The following is a 23388-nucleotide window of genomic DNA, read 5'->3' as shown; positions in this document are numbered from 1 at the left end:
CCGACCATGACTGTCACCGTCGATGAGCGGTTGCTTCGGGGAATGGCTCGAGATGCGGCGGTCTACGCGCTCACTCGTCCTGCGGCGATCGTGATGTGGATCGCCCTCGCTGCAGCGCTCGCGCTGAGCATCCTGAATCTGAGCGCTACCGGAGGCAACCCGGGGCTGTCGGGTCTGCTCCCCGTCGCGAGCATCGGTCTGATGGTCTATGCCGTCGTGATGACGATCGTCGGAGCACGGCGTGCCGTGCATTCGGCGACCCCGCCAGGCACCGTCGTCTGGGTGCGACTGGGTGACACTGCCCTGCACATCGGCGCGGGGCATCGCTCGTCCGACATCGACTACAGCACCTTCCAGAGCGTGCGAGCAGGCGCTGACGCGGTACTGCTCAAGCTGCGTGGCGCGTCGGCGATCACCGCCATCCCCCGGTCACTGGTGACGGACGACGACCTCGCCACGCTGCGCGCGCGCATCGGCTGAGCCTTCGCAGCGGAGCTCCGCCGGGCGGAGACTCGGGCTATGTCGCTTCGGAATCGTACGGCGGAGGACTCGCGACCGAGAACTCCGGTCGCACCCTCGCCGTCCGCACCGGTTTCACCGTCGGCTCCGCAACGACTGCCTCCGCACGGGCGGGACCGGGCGCAGCGTCGTCTTCGAAGAGCGCGTCGCGGATGATGCGCCGGGGGTCGTACTGCCGTGGATCGAGTTTGCGCCAGTCGACGTCGTCGATCTCGGGACCCATCTCGTCGCGGACACGCGATTTGGTGTCGCGGAGGAACTCGCCGGCGCGCCGAGCGAGCTTGGCGACGCTCTCGGCGTAGCGGGGCAGCCGCTCCGGTCCGATGAGAAGCACAGCGATCAGACCGATGAGCAGCAGCTTCTCGAAGGTGATCCCGAACTGCATCTGTCCAGGCTACCGCCGCGCCTGCCGTTGTGCCGCGCACCGAGCGCATACCCTGGGAGAACACATATCTCAGTCGGGAGAATCAGGCAATGAGCGAGAACGATGCGAATGCACGTTTCATCCGCGAGTCCATCGCGGAGCCGTCGCCGATCGCCCGCGCGCGTGCGCACGCCATCGAACTCGGCGCGTCGCCGATCAGCGCGGCCGTCGGCTCGCAGATCGCCGTGCTGGCCGCCGCGACCGGCGCCAGATCGATCGTCGAGATCGGCACGGGCGCCGGAGTCTCGGGCCTCTGGCTGCTGCGCGGCGCGCCGCAGGCGGTGCTGACCTCGATCGACAACGAGCCCGAGCACCTCGCCGCCGCCCGTCAGGCCTTCTCCGACGCACGCGTCCCCGCGACGAAGGCGCGTTTCATCACAGGTCGCGCGGCCGACGTGCTGCCCCGCATGAACGAGGCGTCATACGACATCGTGCTGGTCGATGCCGACCCCGAGAACGTCATCGACTACGTCGAGCATGGCCTGCGGCTGGTGCGTCGAGGCGGAATGGTTCTCGTCCCCCGCATTCTCGGAGGCGGCCGTGTCGCCGATCCGGTGCAGCGCGACGAGGTGACCTCCGCCTACCGCTCGCTCGTGCAGGAGACTCAGGAGTCATCAGCCGTGCTCGCGACCGTCTCTGCCTCCGGCGAGGGGCTGCTGCAGCTGATCAGCGTCGGCGAGAGCTGACCCGAACACCGTCGTGAACGGACGGAAGAGGGCGACGGATCATCGATCCGTCTCCCTCTTCCGTGAATCCGCGTGCGCGAATTCGAGTTCGATCAGGCGGGCGTCACGACGGCTGCCAGCACGTCGTGAAGCTCCTTCGCCTCTGCGTCGTTCACGGAGACGACCAAACGGCCGCCGCCTTCGAGCGGGACGCGCACGATGATGAGTCGCCCTTCTTTCACGGCCTCCATGGGTCCGTCTCCGGTCCTCGGCTTCATCGCTGCCATCGTGGGCTCCTTTTCCTCCGGTGGTATGCGATCAGTTTATCGGGTGTTACCGGAACCTGGATGTCCCCTATGAAGAAATGCATCAAGCCTTAACATTCACGGCACCTGCCAGAAGGTGTTCCCCAGGGCGTAGATGTGGAATATCCACAGCCACTGCCCCAGCAGGCAGACGGCCAGGACCCCGAGCCGCCAGACGCGCGAGCGCGGCACCGCGAGTGCTCCCCAGATCGGGCTCACGGGCAGCAGCAGCCGGAAGGTGCTCGACTGAGGGAAGAACACCGCGAGCAGGTAGAGGAGGTAACTCGCGCTCCACAGCCGCAGGTCGGGACCCAGCGCACGCACCTGCGGCACGTAGAGCAGGGCGGCACCCGCTGCCACCACCAGGAGCGCGACGGCGACCGGCCCCCACGAGCCGGGGAGTCCCCACTGACCGAACCAGAACTGGGATGCCTGGACCCACCCTTCGAAAGGCACGAACCCGTCGACACCGCCCACGAGCCAGTTGCGACGCCAGGAGAGCTCGGTCGCCAGGTACGCACCGGGATCGCCGGTCACGACGCCGGCGATGACCTGCCACGAGAAGCCCGCGACCGTGGCGAGTGCGCCGAGCGCCACGATGTGCACGATCTCCCGCGGGGCGAGCGGATCATCCCTGCGATGCCACCAGCGGAGGATGCCGTGCAGACCCAGGTACAGCGCGAACGCGAGAATCCCCGGTCTGGTGAACGCCATCACGGGGATGAGGAGATACAGCCATGCGTAGTTCCGTCGCACCGTGGCATCGAGAGCCAGGAAGAGCAGCAGCAGGAACAGGGTCTCGGCGTACCCCACCTGGAACATCGCCGCGATCGGTCCGGAGGCGAAGAACACCACCGCCCACATCGCCGCACGCGCGCCGATCCGATCGCGCAGCAATCGGTGCAGCGCGAGACAGGCGAGGTAGCCGGCCACGAATGACAGCAGGAAGGCGCCCATCCCCCACGACCCGAACACGAAGCCGATCGCCTTGGCGGCGAAGGCGAACACCGGCATGAACGCCCAGGCGTTCTCAGCGACGTCACCCGATTCGGTGAGCGGCAGATCCGAGGGGTATCCCTCTTCGGCGACGAGCCAGTACCACTGCGCGTCCCACCCGACGATGAAATCGGCGAGGCCCGGTTCTGCGCCGAACCTCGACAGCGATGTCGACTGCGTCGCCGCCGCGATCATCATCGCGGTCGTCACCGCGCGAGCGGCGAGGTAGATCAGGGCCACGCGCAGCGCCAGTGGCGCTGCGGCCCACCGGCGGGTCGCAGTCAGCGCGAGCTGAGCCATGCGCGCAGTCCTCGCTCGACGGCGTCGATCTGCGCGAGCGGCACGCGCTCCTCGTCATGGTGCGCGAGGTGCGGGTCTCCCGGTCCGTAGTTCACGGCGGGGATGCCGAGGGCGGAGAACCGAGCGACATCGGTCCAGCCGTACTTCGGGCGAGGCTCGGCGCCGACGGCCGCCACGAAGTCTTGGGCGATCGGCGCGTCGAGGCCCGGCCGCGCGCCTTCTGCGGCGTCCGTGATCTCCACGTCGAAGCCGGCGAGGAGGTTGCGCATGTGCGCTTCTGCATCTGCTGCCGACTTGCTCGGAGCGAACCGGTAGTTCACCTCGACCTCGCAGGCATCGGGGATCACGTTGCCTGCGACCCCGCCTGTGATGCGCACGGCGCTCATGCTCTCCCGATACAGGAGTCCGTCGACTGCGATCTCTCGTGCACGGTACTCGGCCAGGCGCGCGAGGATCGGGGCTGCCCGATGGATGGCGTTCTCACCGATCCACGCACGTGCCGCGTGCGCACGCACGCCGGTGGTGCGCACGATCGCGCGCATCGTGCCGTTGCAGCCACCCTCGACCTCGCCGTTGGACGGCTCGCCGAGGATCGCGAAGTCGGCCTGGAAGAGATCCGGCCGCACCGCGGCGAGGAGCGCCAGCCCGTTCTTCGAGGCCTCCACCTCTTCGTTGTCGTACCACATCCAGGTGATGTCGACCGAGGGCTCGGTGAGCTCGGCGGCGAGCTTCAGCTGCACAGCGGTGCCGCTCTTCATGTCGACGGTTCCCCGGCCCCAGAGGTACTCGACGCCGTCGATCTCGACGTCCTTCGTCGGCACGTTGCCGTTGATCGGCACGGTGTCGATGTGTCCGGCGATCGCGACCCGCTGCGCTCGCCCGAGATCGGTGCGCGCGACGATCGTGTTGCCGTGGCGGATCACCTCGAGATGGGGATACGCGGAGATCGCCTGCTCGATGGCATCCGCAAGCGCCTTCTCGTCACCCGACACGCTCGGGATGTCGCAGATCGCACGGGTCAGGTCGACGGAGGACGCGGTCAGATCGAGCATCATGATCCCAGCCTACTTACCCCGACATCTGGACCATCCCCCGTCGCCGGTAGCGATACCGTGGAGGTATGACTGAGGCGCGCACCGTGTGGGGTACTGGACTGTCGACGATCGCCGGTGACGGCACCGTACTCGATGCCTGGTTCCCCGAGGTGACGGCCGTCGAGCCCGGTGCCGACGACGCGGCCACCGCGCTCGCGGCGCTCGAGGAGTTCACCGGTCCGGACGAACGTCGCAACGTCTCGGTGCAGACGGTACAGCTGCAGATCGATCTCGATGCTGCGCCGGCCTCGACCGCTGACGCCTATCTGCGGCTGCACACACTGTCGCACCTCCTGGTGCGACCGAACGAACTCAACCTCGACGGCATCTTCGCGCATCTGCCGAACGTGGCGTGGACGAACGCCGGCCCCATGCACCCCGTGGATGCCGCGCGGCTTCGACCCGTGCTCCAGCGCTCAGGGATCCAGGTTCAGGGGCTCGACAAGTTCCCCCGGCTCACCGACTACGTGCAGCCTGCCGGTGTGCGCATCGCAGATGCGTCGCGCGTCCGCCTGGGCGCGCACCTCTCCCCCGGCACGACCGTCATGCACGAGGGCTTCGTGAACTTCAACGCAGGCACCCTCGGTGCGTCGATGGTCGAAGGACGTATCTCCCAGGGCGTCGTGGTGGGCGACGGCAGCGACATCGGCGGCGGCTCGTCGATCATGGGCACGCTCTCGGGCGGCGGCGCACACCGCGTCTCCATCGGGGCACGCACGCTGCTGGGAGCCAACGCGGGCATCGGCATCTCGCTCGGCGATGACTGCGTCGTCGAGGCCGGACTGTACGTGACGGCCGGCACGAAGGTCGTGCTGGTCGACGGCCCGGCGACGCCTGACGGCGGCAGGAAGACCGCCAAGGGTTCCGAGCTGTCCGGACGCGACGGACTGCTGTTCCGCCGCAACTCGCTGAGCGGCGCGGTCGAAGCCGTGCAGCGCGCCGGCGTCGGTGTGACCCTCAACGACGCACTCCACGCCTGATCGCACGACTCGCTGAGAGCGGGCCGTCTCAGCCTTCTCCGGGACTGCCGTGATAGTGTCGCGGTGACGCCACTCGCACTGCGAGACGTCTGCGTCGTCGACACGCTCCCGCGCCACTTGCCTGGTTCTGGCCATTTCGAACGGCGAAACGATGCGCGATCCCGCGCCGTCGCCCACCTTCCGCACCCGGCCCCTCGGCTCGTGCGTGCATTTCTCGGAGATACTTCATGACTTCCTTCCTCGATCTCGGCGTGCCCGCCGACCTCGCCGCCGTCCTCGCGAAGGACGGCAAGACCGAGGCGTTCGCGATTCAGCGCGACACGCTTCCCGACTCGCTCGGCGGACGCGACCTCCTCGGCCGCGGCCGCACCGGCAGCGGCAAGACGATCGCCTTCGCGCTCCCCCTCGTCGCCCGCCTCGCCGCCTCGTCGCGCAAGAGCCGCCCCGGGCACCCCCGAGGACTCGTCCTCGCTCCGACCCGTGAGCTCGCGACCCAGATCGCCGCGACCATCGCGCCCCTCGCCGAGGCGAAAGGCCTGCGCGTCACCACCGTGTTCGGCGGCGTCAGCCAGCGTCCCCAGGAACAGGCCATGCGCAACGGCGTCGACATCGTCGTCGCGTGCCCCGGCCGCCTCGAAGACCTGATGAAGCAGCGGGTCGTGCAGCTCGACTCCGTCGAGGTGACTGTGCTCGACGAGGCCGATCACATGGCCGACCTCGGCTTCCTGCCGGGTGTCACCCGCATCCTCACCGCCACGCCCGCCGGCGGACAGCGCCTGCTGTTCAGCGCCACGCTGGACCGCGGCATCGACACCCTCGCCCGCCGGTTCCTCTCGAACGCCGTGAGCCACGAGGTGGACGAGGAGAGCGTGCCCGTCGGCGAGATGACGCACCGCGTGCTCGTCGTCGATTCCACCGACAACAAGACCACTCTCGTGCGCGAGCTCGCCTCGGGCACCGGTCGCCGCATCCTCTTCACCCGCACGAAGCACCAGGCGAAGAAGCTCGCGAAGCAGCTGACCGCGGCGGGCATCCCCGCTGTCGATCTGCACGGAAACCTCTCGCAGAACGCGCGTGAGCGCAACCTCGGCGCCTTCTCGTCAGATCCCGCCGACGGAGGCGTGCGCGTCCTCGTCGCGACCGACGTCGCTGCCCGTGGCGTGCACGTCGACAACGTCGACCTCGTCGTCCACGTCGACCCGCCCATGGAGCACAAGGCATACCTGCACCGCTCCGGCCGCACCGCCCGTGCGGGAGCCGCGGGAACCGTCGTCACGGTGGTCCTCCCCGAGCAGCGTCGTGATGTGAAGGACCTCCTGCGCAAGGCGTCGATCACCGCCGCGCTCGAGCCCGTCACGTCGAACGCCGTCACCGAGCTCGTCCCCGAGCGTGCGCCGCACGTGCGTCCGGCTCCGGTTCAGCCCCAGCAGCAGCAGCGTCAGTCGTCGAAGCAGCGCCCCGCCGGCGGCGAGCGCAATTCAGCGGCAAACCCGCCGTCGCGCCGCAGCCGTCGTCCCCGCTCGGGCCAGGGCGGCCAGGGCGCCACGGCCGGCAGCCGTCAGGGTGGCCAGGGCGGATCCCGCTCCGGTGGCCAGGGCGGCCGTGGTCGCGGCTCGCAGGGCCGCTGACCCGAGAGACATACAGGCGGGTGCGCCGACGCTCAGCGTCGGGGCACCCGCCTTCTTCGTCCCGCCTGAGCGAGGTCAGCCGCGAACGGCGGCCAGCACCTGCGGGTCTGAGCACCCTCGGGCGAAACCGGCGATGCGCCGACGGATCTCGAACCCGAGCACCCGCGCGCCGATCCACTCGGCGATCGGCGCGAGCCAGGTCGGCTGACACGAGAAGTTGTACTTCCAGACGGCGAGCGTGCCCTCAGGCACCTCGGTGAACCGCCAGCCTCCGCCGAGCTTCGTGAAGAACCACGGCCCGGTCTCCATGACCATCCCGACGTTCCTCGGCGGGGCGTAGGACACATACCGGCTCACCATCGACAAGCCGAAGCGCTGCCTGGTGAACGTCCGCACATCCTTGGCCGCGACATCGGCGCCATCGAGGAAGTGCTGCTCACTGATGAACGGATCCCACCGGCGTCGGATCGCACCCGTCGTCTGTGAGACGGCGAAGGCCGTCGCCGGATCCACCGGCACGACGGCCTCCGCGCTCACGACAGGCATCGCGAGTCGATTCAGCGGGTCTGGAAGGTGCGCTCGGGAGATCCTGTGTAGAGCTGCTGCGGGCGACCGATCTTGGTCTGCGGGTCGAGCTGCAGCTCGCGCCACTGTGCGAGCCAACCGGGCAGACGGCCGATCGCGAACAGCACGGTGAACATGCGCGTCGGGAAGCCCATCGCCTTGTAGATCACGCCGGTGTAGAAGTCGACGTTCGGGTAGAGACGACGCTCCTTGAAGTAATCGTCGGCGAGAGCCAGCTCCTCGAGCTCCTGAGCGAGGTCGAGCAGCGGATCCGTGACGCCGAGCTCGGCGAGCACCTCGCCCGCCGCCTCCTTGACGAGCTTGGCGCGCGGGTCGTAGTTCTTGTAGACCCGGTGCCCGAAGCCCATCAGCTTCACGCCCTCTTCCTTGTTCTTCACCCGCTCGACGAAGCGCGAGACGCTCTGACCGGAATCGCGGATCTGCCCGAGCATGGTGAGCACGGCTTCGTTCGCACCGCCGTGCAGCGGGCCGGAGAGAGCCTGGATGCCGGCGGAGATCGAGGCGAACTGGTTCGCGCCCGTCGAGCCGACGAGACGCACAGTCGAGGTCGACGCGTTCTGCTCGTGGTCCTCGTGCAGGATCAGCAGCAGCTCGAGGGCCTTCGACATCACGGGGTTGACCTGATACTCCTCGGAATGCACGCCGAAGTTGAGCTTCAGGAAGTTCTCGACGAAGCCGAGGGAGTTGTCGGGGTACAGGAACGCTTGGCCGATGCTCTTCTTGTGTGCATACGCCGCGATGACCGGCAGCTTGGCCAGCATCCGGATCATGTTCAGCTCGACGTGCTCGGGGTTGTGCGGGTCGGTCTGACCCTCGTAGTAGGTCGAGAGGGCTGCGACGGCAGACGACAGCACCGACATGGGGTGCGCGGTGTGCGGAAGCGCCGAGAAGAAGCGCTTGAGGTCTTCATGCAGCAGTGTGTGCCGACGGATCTTCTCGTCGAACTCGGCGAGCTCGGCGGCGGAGGGAAGCTCGCCGTAGATGAGGAGCCAGGCGACCTCGAGGTAGCTCGTCGAACCGGCAAGCTGCTCGATCGGATACCCGCGGTAGCGCAGGATGCCCTTGTCTCCGTCGATGAACGTGATCGCGGACTTCGTCGACGCCGTGTTGACGAACCCGTAGTCGAGTCCCGTGTAACCCGTCTGCCGCGTCAGCGTCGAGAAGTCGATGCTGTCGTTGCCGGCCGTGCCGCGCACGAGTGGGAATTCAGCGGTCGTCTCGCCGATCGTCAGCTTCGCCGTCGCCTGCTGCTCTGCCGCTGCGCTCACGCGGGCCTCCTCATGGATCTTCATCAAGTCGGATGTGGCGATGTCACGGCGCTGTGCACCAGGTCAGTTCGAGATCGTCGATACACGACCGAATCGCCTTTACAGCCTAGTAGGCACACAGGCCTACTGTGACAACCGACAAAAGAACCACTGATCTGAGGCCAGAACCTACACGGCCTGTGCGTGCAGACGCCGCGCGCCCTCAGCGATCCTGTCGGAGGGAGCCGTCAGAGCCAGCCGCACGTGCTGGGTCGAGAACTCACCGTAGAACGGACCGGGACCCGCCAGGATGCCGAGATCGGCGAGCCGCTCGATGCTCGCCCAGGCGTCCTGCCCCTCCGTCGCCCACAGGTAGAGCCCGGCCTCCGAGCCGTCGATCCGGAACCCCGCCGCCTCGAGCGCAGGCCGCAGCATGTCGCGTCGCGCTCGGTAGAGCGCCTTCTGAGCGGCGACGTGCTCGTCATCGCCCAGCGCCACTGCCATGGCGTGCTGCACCGGCTCTGGCGGCATCAGGCCCAGGTGCTTGCGCGCGGTGAGCAGTTCGCCGACGATGCGCGCACACCCTGCGACGAATGCCGCACGATAGCCGGCGAGATTCGACTGCTTGCTGAGCGAGTAGACGCTGAGCAGATTCGCCCTGCTGCCACCGGTCACGCGAGGATCGAGGATCGACGGAATCGGCTCAGTCGCCCAGCGGCCGTCCCAGCCGAGCTCGGCGTAGCACTCGTCGCTCGCGAGCACGGCTCCCAGCTCTCGAGCCCGCTCGACCGCAGCAGCCAGTTCCTCCACGGTCCAGGTACGGCCGTCCGGATTCCCGGGCGTGTTGATCCAGATGAGCTTGGTGCCGTCAGGCCACTCCGTCGGATCGTCGGACGGCAGCGGGGTCGCTCCCACGACGCGAGCACCCACCTCATAGGTCGGGTAGGCGATTCGGGGATGCACCACGATGTCCCCCTCCCCCAGGCCCAGAAGGGTCGGCAGCAGAGCCACCAGCTCCTTCGAGCCGATGGTGGGCAGGACGTTGTCGACGGTCAGGTCGCTCACTCCCCTGCGCCGCGCGTACCACTCGACGATCGCCTCACGAAGGGCGGGAGTGCCGACGGTCTGAGGGTAGGCGTGCGCATCGGTCGCCTCCGACAGCGCCCGGCGGATCAGCTCGGGCGTCGGGTCGACGGGCGAACCGACCGACAGGTCGACGATTCCGTCCGGATGACGCGCGGCGCGTTCGCGGTAGGGAACGACCGCATCCCACGGGTAGTCGGCGAGATCGCGAACACTCACGGACTACTCGCCCTGCGGCGGGAGAGCGGCGATGATCGGGTGATCGTGTGCGATGACGCCGACCTTGGCCGCACCGCCCGGGGAGCCCACCTCGTCGAAGAACTCGACGTTGGCCTTGTAGTAGTCCTGCCACTCGTCGGGCAGGTCGTCTTCGTAGTAGATCGCCTCGACGGGGCAGACGGGTTCGCACGCGCCGCAGTCGACGCATTCGTCGGGGTGGATGTACAGCGAGCGTTCGCCCTCGTAGATACAGTCAACGGGGCACTCGTCGATGCAGGCGCGATCCTTGACATCGACGCACGGGAGGGCGATCACATACGTCACCCCTCCAGTCTACGACTCGCCGCCGGTCCGATCGCCCAGGACGGGGGCACGAGGGGCGGTCGCCTCGTCTGCGCCGGGCGCCGTGCCGGATGCCGCGGCCGTCGACGCCTGCGCCTCGGTGCGAGTCGGAAGCCGCGAGAACGAGGGCCATGCGACAGCGAGGAGCACGAGCCCCGCGACGAGATAGGTCCAGATGCGACCGCTGAGCGTGTCTTCGACCACCACCGATCCCCCGGGCCCGACGCCGGAGATGAGCACCAGCATGCCGAGCATGCCGAGCCCCGCGGCGAGAGTCGCGCCTCGGTCGTGGGTGAGCGCGCGGATCGCGACGAGGATCGCGCCGCACGCGATCGCTCCGACGATGAGTCCGACGGGCACGGGACCCCACATGAGGCTGTGACCGATCGTCCCTGCGACGCCGAACACGCCGCCGACGAGAGCCGCGGCGATCCAGGAGAGCACCCGGGAGATCCATCCGATACGCACGAGTCGATCCTACGCGCGCCGCCGCGAAGGGGCGCTCAGACAGCGAGCCCGAACAGGCGCAGGAGAGCCGCGACGAGGGCGGCCGCGACCACCACGACGAGGAACGACTGACGCAGCCAGAGAAGCCCGGCCGCGACGAGCAGAGCGGGAACCCGTGCATCGACGACGACGGCCTGCCCGGCTCCGAGGGTCTGCACGGCCACGAGCGCGGCGAGCAGGGCCACGGTGAGCAGATCGGAGATGCGCGCCGGTCGCGGTGCCTCGAGCACCGAGGGCGGCACGAGGTACCCGGCGGCCTTCAGAGCGAGGCAGATCACCGCAGCGAGAAGGATCGCACTCCAGATGCTCACGCGGCGGCCTCCCCACCGTCGAGTGCGGAGGCATCGATTCGACCGAGCCAGTTGAACCAGCCCACGATGATCGCGACGACGGCTGCCACGAGCACGGGCAGCCCGGGCATGATGAACGGCGTGAGGGCGGCCGCCACCACCGCCGCAGCCACCCCGACCGCTATGGCCTGACGTTCCTTCAGGCGCGGCCAGAGCAGAGCCAGGAACGCCGCGGCCGCCGCAGCATCCAGCCCCCAGGTCTTGGGGTCACCGAGCACGTCGCCGACGAGTGCCCCGATCAGGGTCGTGATGTTCCAGCCGATGAAGATGCCGATCCCGGTGACCCAGAAGCCGACCTGCCTCAGCCGCGGATCAGTCTCCGAGATGGCCACGGCGGTCGACTCGTCGATCGTGAAGTGCGCCGCCGCTATCCGCCGTCCAGTGGTCGTGCCGACGACGGGTGACATCCGCATGCCGTATGCGACATTGCGCACTCCCAGCAGCGCGGCCGACGCGATCGCCGACGGCAGTGCGGACACTCCTCCGGCGGCGAAGACTCCGACGAAGGCGAACTGCGACCCGCCCGTGAACATCAGCAGGCTCAGCACGCACGCCTGCCAGACGTCGAGTCCGGATGCCACGGCCAGCGCGCCGAACGAGATGCCATAGGCGCTGGTGGCGAGCACGACTCCCAGCGCTTCACGCCAGACCTCGCGGTCGGCGCTCATCGCACGATCGTTCGCTGCGGTGAACACATGACCATCATTCTGAACGCGATGTCCGGGATAGTCAAGCGAACGATCGTTTGACATGATGAACACATGGAGGAACTCCGAACGCGCATCGCCCGCACTCTGCGCAGAGAGAGGGAGAGAGCCGGACTGTCCGTGTCGGAGTTGGCGCGTCGAGCGGGAATTTCGAAGGCGACCGTCTCCCAGCTGGAGTCCGGTGCCGGCAACCCCAGCGTCGAGACGCTCTGGGCGCTCGGCGTCGCGCTCGGGGTGCCGTTCGCCGTCCTCGTCGATCAGCAGAGCAACGTGCCGACGCTCATCCGCGCCGATGATCTCACGGGCGTCCCGTCGTCGGTCGCCGCGTACAGCGCGACCCTGCTCTCAGCGAGCCCGCCGGGTGCGAGGCGGGATGTGTACCTGATCCACGCGGATCCGGGGGATCCACGCCGCTCCGATCCGCATCACGTGGGAACGACCGAACACGTGATCCTCATCTCCGGCCAGGCTCGGATCGGTCCGTCGGACGCCCCCGTGCTGCTGAACCCGGGCGACTATCTCTCGTACGCCGGAGACGCGCCCCACGTGTTCGAGGCGACCGTCGCCTCGACCAGTGCGGTGCTCATCTCGGAGCTGCGCTGAGCATCACTTCGGCGCGGAGCCCAAGACCGGTGACGGGTCCGGGATCTCGTCCGGCTTGTACTTCGGCAGCCGAGATGCAGGCAGGATCGCCACGGCACTGAGTCCCGCGAGCAGCAGCAGGCCGAGTCGCAGCGTCCCCAGACGCGACTCCTCGTTGACGGCCACCGCCGCGTCGACCTGCTCGGGCGTCGCATCCGTCTGCTCGAGTGCTGCGCGCAGGTCGTCGTTGCTGACGAAGTTCAGGTTGTCCATGTCGACCTGCGCGACGAGCGACGGCGGCAGCTCGGGGTGCTCGACGACCGCGCGGCCGATGCTCACCCCGAGGAGCGAGACGAGGAGTGCGCCGGCCAGAGCGGTCCCGACCGCCGAGGCGAGATTCTGCGTGGTGCCGCGCAACGAGCCGACATCACCCGCGAGCTCAGCCGGCGCCGCGGTGACGAGCACGTTGAAGACGAGGGTCACGAGCGCACCCTGACCGATGCCGAACACGACCAGCCCGAGGATCGTCGGAAGCGTCTCCCAGTTGTTGTTCACCACGAAGGACAGCCAGATGAGCGCGACCGTGGTGAGGATGAAGCCGAAGACGCCGATGACCCGCGGCGGGTAGCGCTTGTAGAACCGGACGACGAGTGTGGCGGTGATGAACACGGTCAGGTTGAAAGGCATCATCGCGAGCGACGTGTCGAAGGGCGTCCTTCCCTGCACGATCTGGATGTACAGGGGGATGGTGAAGTTCACGCACGCCTCGAGCGCCACGACGATGAACATCGCGTACACGGCAGCGCGCTCCTTCGACGAGTCGAGGATGCTGAGGTCGATCAGCGGCACCTTGCCCTCGGCCATCCGACGGCGAGTCCAGACGAAGAAGCATTGACCGAGCACGATCCCGACGACGACGAAGGCGGGCGCAGGAGAGAGCCCGAGGATGTTGAAGGGTGCGGCCTCGGTCGCAGCGACGGCACCCCACCCGTTGAGGTTGTTGAAACCCAGGGTCAGAAGCACGATGGCCGCGCCGATGAGGAGCGACGCCACGAGGTCGATGCGGATCGACGCGTCTCCCCCATCACCTCGCAGCGTGAAGCTGAACGCGAAGACGACCACGGCGATGCCGAACACGATGAAGAACATCGGCCGCCATCCGACCAGGGTGCCGAGCGTGCCGCCGATGAGGAACGCGGTGACTCCCGAAATGGCTCGGGCGGACCCGATCGCACCGATCGCCGTCGCCTGCTGCGCGCCCCGATAGTTCTCGGCGATCAGCGCCACGATCGAGGGGACGATGATCGCTGCGGCGGCGCCGGCGACCGCCTGCCCCGCGATGGCCCAGCCCACACTCGGGGACACGATCATCAGCACCGACGACGCGGCGAACAGGCCGATCACGATCCGGAAGATGAGGACCCAGCCGACCCGCTGACCGAGCTTCGCGCCGGTCATCACGAGGGCGGCCACGGCGAGGCCGTACATCACGATGGTGGTGCTGGCGACCGTCGGCGGCACGCCGAACTCACTGACCATGCCACCGAGGGATATCGGCAGGGCTGCCACGTTGAACGACATGAGCACCTGGGCGAGGAAGAGACTGACGAGCGGCATCCAGGAGGTCTTCGTGGATGCCGGAGCAGTGAGTGTCATGGCAGGGTCCTCTGAGCGGGGAAGGAGGTCAGTCCGTCGACCGAGCGGTCGGCGCGGGCGCTGAGGCGAACAGGTTCAGTCCGAGAGCGCGGGAGAGGTGACCGATGGCGAGCTGCGATCGCACGGAGTTTCCCGCCGCGTCGAGGCGCGGTGAGAATCCGGCGACGGCACCCTTGCCCGGCGCGACGGCGACGATCCCTCCTGCCACACCCGACTTGGCGGGCAGCCCGATCTCGAACAGCCACTCACCCGAGGCCTCGTAGAGGCCCGTGGATGCCACCACTGCGAGAGTGTCGCGGCAGACGTCCGCAGAGACCACCCGCTCGCCCGTGATCGGATTCACGCCGCCGTCGGCGAGCGTCGCCCCCATCACCGCGAGGTCGTGGGCCGTGACGCTGAGAGCGCACTGACGCGTGTAGACGTCGACGACCTCGTCGGGGTCGCCGACCAGCCGTCCATAGCTGCGGAGCAGCCAGCCCATCGCCCGGTTGCGCTCGTTGGTCGCGGCTTCCGAGGCGTACACCACGCCGTCGAGGCTCAGCGCGCGGCCGGCGAAAGCAGAGAGCCCCTCGCGCACGCGCTCCCACTGCTCGACAGCCGTCTGCCCCGGCATCAGTGCCGTCGTCGCGATCGCACCGGCGTTGACCATCGGATTCATGGGGTGTCCGCCGTTGAGCTCGAGCGCCATCAGGGAGTTGAAGGCGAGGCCCGTGTTGTTGACGCCGACGATGTCGCGCACCCGCTCATGGCCGTGCTCCTGGATCGCCAGGGCGTAGACGAACATCTTCGAGATCGACTGGATCGAGAACGGATGCTGCGCATCCCCGGCGTCATGCAGGCCGCCGTCGACCTCGATGACCGCGAGACCGAACAGCTCGGGGTCGGCCTCGGCGAGCACCGGGATGTAGTCGGCGACCGCGCCGCCGTGGTCCTGCGCATACAGACGATGAGCCTCACGCACGAGCTGGTCGACCCTCTCCCACCCGGGCAGCCCACCCGTCGAGACCTGCTGCGGGATGCCAGCCAGCGCCGCGACGTCCATGCGTTCTCCTTCGAGTCCACGACCCCCCAGCCGTCATCGCTCACCGTAGTGCCAATGCGTCGCGCTGCCTAGAGCAGGCAGTGCCCTGTTGCGACACATGTCCGGACACACCGAGACCCACCACCGCACGCAGGCGGGGTGGGTCTCGGAGGGAGGGTGTGCGGAGCTGCGGCTCAGTACCAGTTCACCGACTGGGAGTGGCCCCACGCGCTGCAGGGGGTGCCGTAGACCGACGAGATGTACCCGAGGCCCCAGCGGATCTGAGTGGCCGCGTTGGTCTGCCAGTCGGACCCGGCTGACGCCATCTTGCTTCCGGGCAGAGCCTGCGGGATCCCCGTCGCGCCACCCGAGGCGTTGTACGCCTTGTAGTTCCAGCCGGACTCCTTGGTCCACAGCGAGTTCAGGCAGGAGAACTGGTCCTCGCCCCAGCCGTACTCGCTCGACGCGATGTCGCGAGCCGCGGCCTTCGCGCCGTCGACGGTGTTCGTCTGAGCGAGCGCCGCGGCCTCAGCCGCCGCCTGGGCCGCAGCCGCGTCCGCAGCGGCCTTCGCCTCCTGGGCCGCGACATAGGACGCCTGCAGCGCAGCGGTCTCCGCGACGATCTCGTCGGTTCCGGTGACTGCGTACGCGGTCAGGCTCGAGAGCTCCCTGTTCGAGAAGTCATCACGGTCCGCCAGCTGATCGACCCACGTGGTCACGTCAGCGGTGTCGACGCTCGAGGGTGCGGCGCCCAGATCGAGGCCCGATGCCGCGACCTCTGCGTTCAGCGCCTCAGCTGCCGCGACGGCATCCTGAGCGGCGACCATCGTGAGCGCCGAGTCATCCGCGCTCTTGGCCGGGGCGTCCGGCTCGCCGGTGACGAACGAGGTGACGCCTGCGACGGCGTCCGGCAGCTCGGCGCCGGCCGCGGGGGCGGACACGATGCCGACCGTCAGAGCGAGGCCGAGCATGCCGCCGGTGATCGTTCCGAGAATCAGTTTCGGGCGACGCGCCGTGATGGCGTTACGAGCTGTCGCCGCCGCGTGGGCGCGCCGAAGCGCACGGGTGGTGTGAAGCATTGGGTTCGACTTTCGGGTCGTCGTACGCCCGTCACAGGACACTCATCGGGAGATCGCCCCAGGCGCAAGGTAACGATTCTGCAACGGCACTCCTGGACGTTTCGTGAGAAAGGGGCCCTGTACCGCCGTTTCCGGCGGTACAGGGCCCCTTCTCTCAGACGATTCTCAGACGTTCGCGTCCTGGCGCTTCAGGCGAGCGGTCTCACGCGCACGAGTGTTCGCGTCGAGATTCACCTTGCGGATGCGGACGACCTCGGGCGTGACCTCGACGCATTCGTCGTCACGGGCGAACTCGAGGCTCTCCTCGAGCGTCAGCTGGCGCGGGGGCGTCATCGACTCGAAGGTGTCGGAGCTCGCCGCACGCATGTTGGTGAGCTTCTTCTCCTTCGTGATGTTGACGTCCATGTCGTCGGCGCGGGAGTTCTCGCCGATGACCATGCCCTCGTAGACCTCCTGCGTGGGCTGCACGAAGAACGACATGCGCTCCTGCAGGGCGATCATCGCGAACGGAGTCACGACGCCCTGACGGTCGGCCACGATCGAGCCGTTCTGACGGGTCGTGATGGAACCGGCCCACGGCTCGTAGCCGTGCGAGATCGCGTTCGCGATGCCGGTGCCTCGGGTCGTCGTGAGGAACTCGCTGCGGAACCCGATGAGACCGCGCGACGGGACGATGAACTCCATGCGCACCCAGCCGGTGCCGTGGTTCGTCATGTTCTCCATGCGGCCCTTGCGGTTCGCCAGGAGCTGCGTGATCGCGCCGAGGTGCTCCTCCGGCGTGTCGATCGTGAGGTGCTCGAACGGCTCGTACGTCTTGCCGTCGATCTTCTTCGTGACCACCTGCGGCTTGCCGACGGTGAGCTCGAAGCCCTCACGGCGCATGTTCTCGACGAGGATGGCCAGCGCCAGCTCTCCGCGGCCCTGCACCTCCCAGGCGTCCGGGCGTCCGATGTCGACGACCTTGAGCGAGACGTTGCCGATCAGCTCCTTGTCGAGACGGTCCTTGACCATGCGAGCGGTGAGCTTGTGACCCTTGACCTTGCCCATGAGCGGCGAGGTGTTGGTGCCGATCGTCATCGAGATGGCCGGGTCGTCGACGGTGATCGCGGGAAGCGGCCGGACATCCTCGGGGTCGGCGATCGTCTCACCGATCGTGATGTTCTCGAAGCCGGCGATGGCGACGATGTCGCCCGGGCCCGCCGAATCGGCCGGGTAGCGCTCGAGCGCCCGCGTCTTGAGCAGTTCGGTGATGCGTGCGTTCTGGTGCGTGCCGTCAGCGCGGACCCAGGCGACCGTCTGGCCCTTCTTCAGCGTGCCGTTGAAGACGCGCAGCAGAGCGAGACGACCGAGGAAGGGGCTGGAGTCGAGGTTGGTGACCCAGGCCTGCAGCGGGTGCTCGTCGTCGTAGGCGGGAGCGGGGACGTGCTCGAGGATCGCCTCGAACAGCGGCTCGAGGTCGTCGTTGTCGGGCAGCGATCCGTCGGCGGGGCGGTTCTGCGAGGCCGCGCCGGCACGGCCGGACGCGTAGACGACGGGAACGTCGAGCAGGGCGTCGACATCGAGGTCGGGCACGTCGTCGACGAGGTCGGACGCGAGGCCGAGCAGCAGGTCGTGGGCCTCTTCCTCGACCTCGGCGATACGAGCGTCGGGACGGTCGGTCTTGTTGACCAGGAGGATGACGGGCAGCTTGGCCTCGAGAGCCTTGCGCAGCACGAAACGGGTCTGCGGGAGCGGGCCCTCGCTGGCGTCGACGAGCAGCACGACGCCGTCGACCATCGACAGGCCGCGCTCGACCTCACCACCGAAGTCGGCGTGGCCGGGGGTGTCGATCACGTTGATCGTGATCTCCTTGCCCTGAGCATGCTTGCCCTTGTAGGTGATCGCCGTGTTCTTGGCGAGGATCGTGATGCCCTTCTCGCGCTCGAGGTCGTTCGAGTCCATCGCGCGCTCATCGACGTGGGCGTGTTCGCCGAACGAGCCGGTCTGACGCAGCATGGCGTCGACGAGAGTGGTCTTGCCGTGGTCGACGTGCGCGACGATTGCGACGTTGCGGAGGTCAGAGCGAAGGGCGTGCGCCATGCAGATGTCCTAAAGAGTGTGGGGTTTTGCCGAGAAGCCGACGTTCCAGACTATCGTATTCGGGCGAGTCGTTCCTGAGCGCTCTCGAAGTAGCATCGTGATCGTGACCGTCGCCGACCTCTCCCCCGCTCCCTCACGCAGTCGTCTGTGGTGGGAGGTGGCGATCGTCCTCGCGCTCGGCCTCGGTCAGTCAGCGGTGTATGCGGTCGTTCAGCTGGCGTACCGCCTCACCGACGAGACGCCGCTCGCCGACCAGACCGCGACCCTGAACCCCTCCCGGAGCGATCGGGAGATCTTCGACCTGATCTACCAGATCCTGTCGATCGGCTTCTCCCTCGTCCCGGTGCTGCTGGTGTGCTTCCTTCTCTGGCAATCCTCGAGGCCGCACCTCGCGCGCCTGGGTCTCGACGGCACCCGGGTGGGTCCGGACGTCGGTCGCGGGATCCTCCTGGTGGCAGCCATCGGCATCCCGGGCATCGGGCTGTATCTCGCCGGCCGCGCACTCGGGCTGTTCGTCGCGGTGAATCCCGCGGGGCTCGACAGCCACTGGTGGACCATCCCGGTGCTTCTCCTCGCTGCAGCGCGCGCATCGCTGCAGGAGGAGTTCGTCGTGCTCGGATATCTCTTCGCCCGGCTCAGGCAGCTCGGGTGGGGCCCGTGGGCCATCATCGTCGCCACATCGCTGCTGCGCGCGAGCTACCACCTCTACCAGGGGCCGGGAGCCTTCATCGGGAACCTGGCGATGGGGCTGCTCTTCGGATGGCTGTTCCAGCGCAGCGGACGGCTCATGCCGTTCCTCGTCGCGCACTTCCTGATCGACGCGACCGTGTTCGTCGGCTACCCGTGGGCTGCGGCGACCTGGCCGGCGCTGTTCGGGCTGCCCGGCTGAGAGCCGAGGCGAGGTCAGCCGTTCGCGATCAGGATCGACGCCACGGCCCAGAGCACGATGACACCGAGGGCGATGAGCGCCCGATAGTCCCACGTGCGGTGGATCGGCGCGTCCGCACCGGAGAGAGCAGCCTGCCAGCGGTCACGGACGTCGGTGAGGTCGCGGAGCGCGACAGGGGCCTTGGCCTCGTCGTCGCCGGTCGCGCGTCGCACGGGCCGCGCTCGAGCCGGCCCTCCGTAGCTCGACAGGTCGGTGCCGTCGTCGAGCGAGAAGACAAGCTGCCAGCGCAGGTCGACGTCGCGCACGCGGCTCCAGCCGAACGAGGTGCGACGCAGCATGTTCTGCACCATCGCTCCCTGGTCGTCGATGCGGACGACCGAGACGAACGCGATCTCGTAGACCACCCAGAGTCCGAGCAGCACCCAGGGAGCGAGCAGGAGCATCTGGCCCCAGCCGGCGCGTACGACGGCGTCGCCGAGCAGGAAGATCGCGAGCAGCGAGCACAGCACGAGGGAGACAGGCCCGGAGGCCGCACGGAAAGTCCGTGCGGCCTCCGGTCGAGGGCCGATGCTCACTCTCAGTGACCGCCGAGGGTGATGGTCGCCCCGGGGATCGCCTTGAGCAGACGATCGGTGTACTCCTGCTGGGGATTCGCGAAGATCTCGTCGACAGTGCCCTGCTCGACGATCTTGCCCTTCTCCATGACGCACACCAGATCGCTCGACACTCGGACGACCGCGAGGTCGTGAGTGATGAACAGGTAGGTGAGCCCGAGCTCCGACTGGAGCTCGGCCAGCAGCTGCAGCACCTGATCCTGCACCAGCACGTCGAGCGCCGACACCGCCTCGTCGAGGACGATGATGTCGGGCTTGAGCGCGAGAGCGCGTGCGATCGCGACACGCTGACGCTGACCGCCCGAGAGCTCGTTCGGATACCGGGTCGCGAGGACGCGCGGAAGCGAGACCTGGTCGAGCAGCTCCTCGACCCGCTCGCGCTGCGAGGCGCGATCGCCGACGCCGTGGATCTGCATCGGCTCGGCGATCGTGTTGCCGATGTTGCGCAGTGGATCGAGCGAGCCGTACGGGTCCTGGAAGACCGGCTGCATGCGCCGACGCAGACCGAACGCCTGCGCATTCGACAGCCTCGACACATCCTGCCCGTCGATCTCGATGGTTCCGCTGGTCGGCTCTTCGAGCTTCAGCACCATCTTGGCGACCGTGGACTTGCCAGAGCCCGACTCGCCTACGAGCGCGAGCGTCTTGCCGCGAGGGATCTCGAAGGACACGTCGTCGACAGCGCGGAACGCTTCACTGCGGAAGTTCCCCTGGCGGATCCGGTAGTCCTTCGTGAGTCCGGCGACGCGCACCGTCGGCGGGATGTCGGCGAGGTCGTCGAGCGTCTCGATCCCCCGGTCCTCCACCACCGCCTGGATGCGCTGCGATGCGACGCTGGGCGCCGCGGCGACCAGCCGCTTCGTGTACGGGTGCTGCGGGTTCTCGAGGATCTCGCGGCTGGGACCGGACTCGACGATGTTGCCACCGTTCATCACGATGATCTTGTCCGCACGCTCGGCTGCGAGACCGAGATCGTGCGTGATCAGGAGCACCGAGGTGCCCTTGTCACGGGTGAGCGACGCCATGTGGTCGAGGATCACGCGCTGCACGGTGACGTCGAGAGCCGAGGTCGGCTCGTCGGCGATGAGCAGCTTGGGGTCGGCCGCGAGGCCCATCCCGATCAGCGCGCGCTGGCGCATGCCTCCCGAGAACTGGTGCGGGAACTGGTGCAGACGCTTCTCGGCGTCGGCGAGTCCGGCCTGCTGCAGCACCTCGACGGTGCGCGCCTTGGCCGCATCGCGCCCCTGGGCGATGCCGTTCGCACGGATCGCCTCCTTCACCTGGAAGCCGATGCTCCAGACGGGGTTGAGGTTCGACATCGGGTCCTGCGGCACGAAGCCGATGTCCCGGCCTCGGACGGCCTCGATCTCGCGACGGTTGAGCGTCGTGAGCTCGCGTCCCTCGAGGGTGATCGATCCCGCGGTGACCTGGCCGGTGCCGGGCAGCAGGTTCACGATGGCCGTGGCCGTCGTGGACTTGCCCGAGCCCGACTCGCCCACGATCGCGACGGTCTCTCCGGGCATGACGTCGAAGCTCACTCCGTGGAGCACTTCGCGCAGACCCTCCTGCGTGCGGAACGCGACGCTCAGGTCGCGGATGCTCAGCAGCGGGACCTGTTCGGTGATTCGCTCGCTCATCGGCGTGCCCTCGCCTTCGGGTCGAGGGCGTCTCGGATGAGCTCGCCCAGGGTGACGAACGCCAGCACCGCGAGGGTGAGAGCGATCGACGGATAGATGAGCGCCATCGGCGCGACACGCAGCGATGCCTGAGCCTTCGCGATGTCATTTCCCCACGACATCACGTCGCTGCCGAGACCCACCCCGAGGAACGAGAGCGTCGCTTCCGCGACGATCGCGGCGGCGAGGCCGAGCGTCGAGACGACGAGCAGCGGAGCGATGGCGTTCGGGACCACGTGGTTCAGGAGGATCTTGAACTTCGACTGACCGAGCGCCTGCGACGCCATCACGAAGTCCGCCTGACGCACACGGAGCACCTCGGCCCGCACGACGCGAGCCGTGGACGCCCAGGCGAACGCTCCGATGGCGAACGCGAGCGTCCACACCGAACGGGAATCCCGGAACACGGTCATCACGACGACGGCCGCGAGGATGTACGGGATGGCGAAGAAGATGTCGCCGATGCGCGAGAGCACCGAGTCGAGCCATCCGCCGTAGAAGCCCGCGAGAGCTCCCATGATCAGGCCGAGAACGGACGAGATCAGCGTCGCGATGAGGCCGACGGCCAGCGACGTCTGCGCGCCCCAGACGATGCGCGCATAGATGTCGCAGCCCTGGAACGTGAACCCGAGCGGGTGTCCATCCGTCGGACCGCCGTTGCTGTTCGACAGCTGGCAGTCGTTGTTCGGCGGCGTCGCGGTGAACAGAGTCGGCCACAGCGCCATCACGAGGAAGAACAGCGCGAGGACGACCGAGAACCAGAACAGCGGACGACGACGCAGGTCGAACCAGGCGTCACGCCAGAGGTTGCTGGGCTTGTCCGAGATCCGAACGGCGTCGACCGCGATCGACTCCGTCTCGATCGGAGCGACGTAGTGCTTCTGAGATGTGGGATCAGGCATAGCGAATCCTCGGGTCGAGCAGACCGTAGAGCAGGTCGATGAGAAGGTTCACCAACACATACAGGATGACGAACACGGTCACGAACGAGACGACCGTGGGTCCCTCGCCGCGCTGGATCGCCTGGAAGAGCGTGTTTCCCACACCGGGGACGTTGAAGATGCCCTCGGTGACGGTGGCGCCCACGAGCAGCACGCCGAAGTTCGTGGCGGAGTTCGTGATCACCGGGATCAGGGAGTTGCGCAGCACGTGCACGGGCAGCACGCGGTTGCGCGAGAGCCCCTTGCTGTACGCCGTGCGCACCCAGTCCTGGTTCAGGGTCTCGATGACCGAGCTGCGCATGAGACGCATGCTCACCGCATAGAGGCTGAAACCGAGCACGATCGCCGGCAGCCACAGCCCGCCCCAGTCGTTGTCCGCACCCACCGTGGGCTTGAACCAGCCGAGCTGGATCGCGAGGAAGTACTGCGCGAGGAACGCCACCACGAAGATCGGGATCGCGATCGCGACCAGCGCCACGACGAGCGAGACGTTGTCGAACAGCTTGCCCTTGCGCAGCGCCGAGATGGTGCCGATGACGATGGCGAGCACGAACTCGATGGCGATGGCCATCACTGCGAGTCGGCCGGTGACAGGAAGCGTGGCGGCGAGCACAGCCGAGACCGGGCGGCCCGAGTAGGTCGTGCCCAGGTCGCCCTGGAAGACGCCGGTGATGTAGTACCAGTACTGCACGATGAACGGCTGGTCCAGGTGGTACTGCGCGCGCAACTGCTCGACGACCGCCGGGTTGGGCGTCTTGTCGCCGAACAGGGCGAGGATCGGGTCGCCGGGCATGGCGAACACGAGGAAGTAAATGAGCAGGGTGGCTCCGAAGAAGACCGGGATCACCTGCAGGAGACGTCTCAGAATGTAACCGAGCATCCGCTTGTCCCTTCTTGAGG

The 23388-nt window shown here is 67.8% G+C and carries 25 protein-coding genes; 6 read left to right on the top strand and 19 right to left on the bottom strand.

Annotated features, from left to right (window positions below):
• Positions 1-6: 6 nt before the first annotated feature.
• Entirely contained in the window at positions 7-480 is a 474-nt protein-coding gene (locus tag AKG07_RS01135) for a hypothetical protein (RefSeq protein ID WP_082297768.1), read from the top strand.
• A 37-nt stretch (positions 481-517) separates the two neighbouring features.
• Here the strand turns inward: AKG07_RS01135 and AKG07_RS01130 are convergent, their stop codons facing one another.
• Positions 518-904 (bottom strand): twin-arginine translocase TatA/TatE family subunit, encoded by a 387-nt coding sequence (locus AKG07_RS01130; protein WP_053095581.1) that lies wholly within the window; start codon positions 902-904, stop codon positions 518-520.
• Between the two features lie 89 nt (positions 905-993).
• Here AKG07_RS01130 and AKG07_RS01125 point away from each other — a divergent pair, with 89 nt between their 5' ends.
• Positions 994-1629, top strand: coding sequence for an O-methyltransferase (locus AKG07_RS01125; RefSeq protein WP_053095580.1), 636 nt, complete (start codon positions 994-996; stop codon positions 1627-1629).
• 92 nt (positions 1630-1721) lie between these two features.
• On the opposite strand, the gene AKG07_RS17360 is transcribed toward AKG07_RS01125, so the two are convergent.
• From AKG07_RS17360 to dapE, 3 genes are all read right to left on the bottom strand, one after another.
• Complete coding sequence (locus AKG07_RS17360) at positions 1722-1895, bottom strand: DUF3117 domain-containing protein (RefSeq protein WP_067122349.1); 174 nt, start codon at positions 1893-1895, stop codon at positions 1722-1724.
• 96 nt (positions 1896-1991) lie between these two features.
• Positions 1992-3209, bottom strand: a complete 1218-nt coding sequence (locus tag AKG07_RS01120; protein WP_053095579.1) for a hypothetical protein — start codon at positions 3207-3209, stop codon at positions 1992-1994.
• On the bottom strand, positions 3191-4264 hold the full coding sequence (gene dapE, locus AKG07_RS01115) for a succinyl-diaminopimelate desuccinylase (RefSeq protein ID WP_053095578.1): 1074 nt from the start codon (positions 4262-4264) through the stop codon (positions 3191-3193). Before dapE ends, AKG07_RS01120 begins: the two co-directional genes overlap by 19 nt.
• Positions 4265-4329: 65 nt before the next feature.
• On the opposite strand from dapE, the gene dapD reads away from it, so the two are divergent.
• Positions 4330-5283 (top strand): 2,3,4,5-tetrahydropyridine-2,6-dicarboxylate N-succinyltransferase, encoded by a 954-nt coding sequence (gene dapD / locus AKG07_RS01110; protein WP_053095577.1) that lies wholly within the window; start codon positions 4330-4332, stop codon positions 5281-5283.
• Between the two features lie 227 nt (positions 5284-5510).
• Entirely contained in the window at positions 5511-6911 is a 1401-nt protein-coding gene (locus AKG07_RS01105) for a DEAD/DEAH box helicase (protein ID WP_053095576.1), read from the top strand.
• 75 nt (positions 6912-6986) lie between these two features.
• On the opposite strand, the gene AKG07_RS01100 is transcribed toward AKG07_RS01105, so the two are convergent.
• From AKG07_RS01100 to AKG07_RS01070, 7 genes are all read right to left on the bottom strand, one after another.
• Positions 6987-7457 (bottom strand): SRPBCC family protein, encoded by a 471-nt coding sequence (locus AKG07_RS01100; RefSeq protein WP_053095575.1) that lies wholly within the window; start codon positions 7455-7457, stop codon positions 6987-6989.
• 11 nt (positions 7458-7468) lie between these two features.
• The gene (locus AKG07_RS01095) at positions 7469-8788 is read right to left on the bottom strand and encodes a citrate synthase (RefSeq protein WP_150115050.1); all 1320 of its coding nucleotides are present in this window, start codon (positions 8786-8788) and stop codon (positions 7469-7471) included.
• 144 nt (positions 8789-8932) lie between these two features.
• On the bottom strand, positions 8933-10045 hold the full coding sequence (dapC, locus tag AKG07_RS01090) for a succinyldiaminopimelate transaminase (RefSeq protein WP_053095574.1): 1113 nt from the start codon (positions 10043-10045) through the stop codon (positions 8933-8935).
• Positions 10046-10048: 3 nt separating this feature from the next.
• Positions 10049-10369, bottom strand: coding sequence for a ferredoxin (gene fdxA, locus AKG07_RS01085; protein ID WP_042542002.1), 321 nt, complete (start codon positions 10367-10369; stop codon positions 10049-10051).
• Between the two features lie 9 nt (positions 10370-10378).
• The gene (locus AKG07_RS01080) at positions 10379-10855 is read right to left on the bottom strand and encodes a histidinol dehydrogenase (protein ID WP_230100669.1); all 477 of its coding nucleotides are present in this window, start codon (positions 10853-10855) and stop codon (positions 10379-10381) included.
• A gap of 35 nt (positions 10856-10890) precedes the next feature.
• Entirely contained in the window at positions 10891-11205 is a 315-nt protein-coding gene (locus tag AKG07_RS01075; protein WP_053095573.1) for an AzlD domain-containing protein, read from the bottom strand.
• Entirely contained in the window at positions 11202-11912 is a 711-nt protein-coding gene (locus tag AKG07_RS01070; RefSeq protein ID WP_053099053.1) for an AzlC family ABC transporter permease, read from the bottom strand. The genes AKG07_RS01075 and AKG07_RS01070 overlap by 4 nt, the downstream gene beginning before the upstream one ends.
• A gap of 93 nt (positions 11913-12005) precedes the next feature.
• Here AKG07_RS01070 and AKG07_RS01065 point away from each other — a divergent pair, with 93 nt between their 5' ends.
• Complete coding sequence (locus AKG07_RS01065; RefSeq protein ID WP_053095572.1) at positions 12006-12554, top strand: helix-turn-helix domain-containing protein; 549 nt, start codon at positions 12006-12008, stop codon at positions 12552-12554.
• A gap of 3 nt (positions 12555-12557) precedes the next feature.
• Here the strand turns inward: AKG07_RS01065 and AKG07_RS01060 are convergent, their stop codons facing one another.
• From AKG07_RS01060 to typA, 4 genes are all read right to left on the bottom strand, one after another.
• Entirely contained in the window at positions 12558-14189 is a 1632-nt protein-coding gene (locus tag AKG07_RS01060) for an MFS transporter (protein WP_053095571.1), read from the bottom strand.
• A 28-nt stretch (positions 14190-14217) separates the two neighbouring features.
• Positions 14218-15231, bottom strand: coding sequence for a glutaminase A (gene glsA, locus AKG07_RS01055; protein WP_053095570.1), 1014 nt, complete (start codon positions 15229-15231; stop codon positions 14218-14220).
• 173 nt (positions 15232-15404) lie between these two features.
• A complete protein-coding gene (locus AKG07_RS01050) occupies positions 15405-16289 on the bottom strand; it encodes an aggregation-promoting factor C-terminal-like domain-containing protein (RefSeq protein ID WP_053095569.1) in 885 nt (294 codons plus the stop codon).
• Between the two features lie 165 nt (positions 16290-16454).
• Positions 16455-18368 (bottom strand): translational GTPase TypA, encoded by a 1914-nt coding sequence (gene typA, locus AKG07_RS01045; protein ID WP_053095568.1) that lies wholly within the window; start codon positions 18366-18368, stop codon positions 16455-16457.
• 103 nt (positions 18369-18471) lie between these two features.
• Between typA and AKG07_RS01040 the strand changes: the two genes are divergently transcribed.
• Positions 18472-19257 carry a CPBP family intramembrane glutamic endopeptidase gene (locus AKG07_RS01040; RefSeq protein WP_232224531.1) on the top strand — a complete coding sequence of 262 codons (786 nt, stop codon included), beginning with the start codon at positions 18472-18474 and terminating at the stop codon, positions 19255-19257.
• Positions 19258-19271: 14 nt separating this feature from the next.
• Here AKG07_RS01040 and AKG07_RS01035 read toward each other — a convergent pair whose 3' ends face one another.
• Genes AKG07_RS01035 through AKG07_RS01020 form a run of 4 tightly spaced genes read right to left on the bottom strand, consistent with a single transcriptional unit; the run spans position 19272 to position 23368 of the window.
• On the bottom strand, positions 19272-19832 hold the full coding sequence (locus AKG07_RS01035) for a hypothetical protein (protein ID WP_053095567.1): 561 nt from the start codon (positions 19830-19832) through the stop codon (positions 19272-19274).
• Between the two features lie 2 nt (positions 19833-19834).
• On the bottom strand, positions 19835-21508 hold the full coding sequence (locus AKG07_RS01030) for a dipeptide ABC transporter ATP-binding protein (RefSeq protein WP_053095566.1): 1674 nt from the start codon (positions 21506-21508) through the stop codon (positions 19835-19837).
• Positions 21505-22449 (bottom strand): ABC transporter permease, encoded by a 945-nt coding sequence (locus AKG07_RS01025; protein ID WP_053095565.1) that lies wholly within the window; start codon positions 22447-22449, stop codon positions 21505-21507. Before AKG07_RS01025 ends, AKG07_RS01030 begins: the two co-directional genes overlap by 4 nt.
• A complete protein-coding gene (locus AKG07_RS01020; RefSeq protein ID WP_053095564.1) occupies positions 22442-23368 on the bottom strand; it encodes an ABC transporter permease in 927 nt (308 codons plus the stop codon). The genes AKG07_RS01025 and AKG07_RS01020 overlap by 8 nt, the downstream gene beginning before the upstream one ends.
• Positions 23369-23388: the final 20 nt, after the last annotated feature.

The organism is Microbacterium sp. CGR1 (assembly GCF_001266755.1).
Lineage (GTDB): Bacteria > Actinomycetota > Actinomycetes > Actinomycetales > Microbacteriaceae > Microbacterium.
The sequence above is the reverse complement of the archived record's forward strand: the minus strand, read 5'-3'. Positions and strand labels throughout refer to the sequence as shown.

What these genes read in the sequence shown, in the direction of transcription:
- AKG07_RS01135 (WP_082297768.1), top strand. Translation starts at nt 7, where the DNA reads ATGACTGTCACCGTCGATGAGCGGTTGCTTCGGGGAATGGCTCGAGAT.
- AKG07_RS01130 (WP_053095581.1), bottom strand. Translation starts at nt 904, where the DNA reads ATGCAGTTCGGGATCACCTTCGAGAAGCTGCTGCTCATCGGTCTGATC.
- AKG07_RS01125 (WP_053095580.1), top strand. Translation starts at nt 994, where the DNA reads ATGAGCGAGAACGATGCGAATGCACGTTTCATCCGCGAGTCCATCGCG.
- AKG07_RS17360 (WP_067122349.1), bottom strand. Translation starts at nt 1,895, where the DNA reads ATGGCAGCGATGAAGCCGAGGACCGGAGACGGACCCATGGAGGCCGTG.
- AKG07_RS01120 (WP_053095579.1), bottom strand. Translation starts at nt 3,209, where the DNA reads ATGGCTCAGCTCGCGCTGACTGCGACCCGCCGGTGGGCCGCAGCGCCA.
- dapE (WP_053095578.1), bottom strand. Translation starts at nt 4,264, where the DNA reads ATGATGCTCGATCTGACCGCGTCCTCCGTCGACCTGACCCGTGCGATC.
- dapD (WP_053095577.1), top strand. Translation starts at nt 4,330, where the DNA reads ATGACTGAGGCGCGCACCGTGTGGGGTACTGGACTGTCGACGATCGCC.
- AKG07_RS01105 (WP_053095576.1), top strand. Translation starts at nt 5,511, where the DNA reads ATGACTTCCTTCCTCGATCTCGGCGTGCCCGCCGACCTCGCCGCCGTC.
- AKG07_RS01100 (WP_053095575.1), bottom strand. Translation starts at nt 7,457, where the DNA reads ATGCCTGTCGTGAGCGCGGAGGCCGTCGTGCCGGTGGATCCGGCGACG.
- AKG07_RS01095 (WP_150115050.1), bottom strand. Translation starts at nt 8,788, where the DNA reads ATGAAGATCCATGAGGAGGCCCGCGTGAGCGCAGCGGCAGAGCAGCAG.
- AKG07_RS01070 (WP_053099053.1), bottom strand. Translation starts at nt 11,912, where the DNA reads ATGAGCGCCGACCGCGAGGTCTGGCGTGAAGCGCTGGGAGTCGTGCTC.
- AKG07_RS01065 (WP_053095572.1), top strand. Translation starts at nt 12,006, where the DNA reads ATGGAGGAACTCCGAACGCGCATCGCCCGCACTCTGCGCAGAGAGAGG.
- AKG07_RS01060 (WP_053095571.1), bottom strand. Translation starts at nt 14,189, where the DNA reads ATGACACTCACTGCTCCGGCATCCACGAAGACCTCCTGGATGCCGCTC.
- glsA (WP_053095570.1), bottom strand. Translation starts at nt 15,231, where the DNA reads ATGGACGTCGCGGCGCTGGCTGGCATCCCGCAGCAGGTCTCGACGGGT.
- AKG07_RS01050 (WP_053095569.1), bottom strand. Translation starts at nt 16,289, where the DNA reads ATGCTTCACACCACCCGTGCGCTTCGGCGCGCCCACGCGGCGGCGACA.
- typA (WP_053095568.1), bottom strand. Translation starts at nt 18,368, where the DNA reads ATGGCGCACGCCCTTCGCTCTGACCTCCGCAACGTCGCAATCGTCGCG.
- AKG07_RS01030 (WP_053095566.1), bottom strand. Translation starts at nt 21,508, where the DNA reads ATGAGCGAGCGAATCACCGAACAGGTCCCGCTGCTGAGCATCCGCGAC.
- AKG07_RS01025 (WP_053095565.1), bottom strand. Translation starts at nt 22,449, where the DNA reads ATGCCTGATCCCACATCTCAGAAGCACTACGTCGCTCCGATCGAGACG.
- AKG07_RS01020 (WP_053095564.1), bottom strand. Translation starts at nt 23,368, where the DNA reads ATGCTCGGTTACATTCTGAGACGTCTCCTGCAGGTGATCCCGGTCTTC.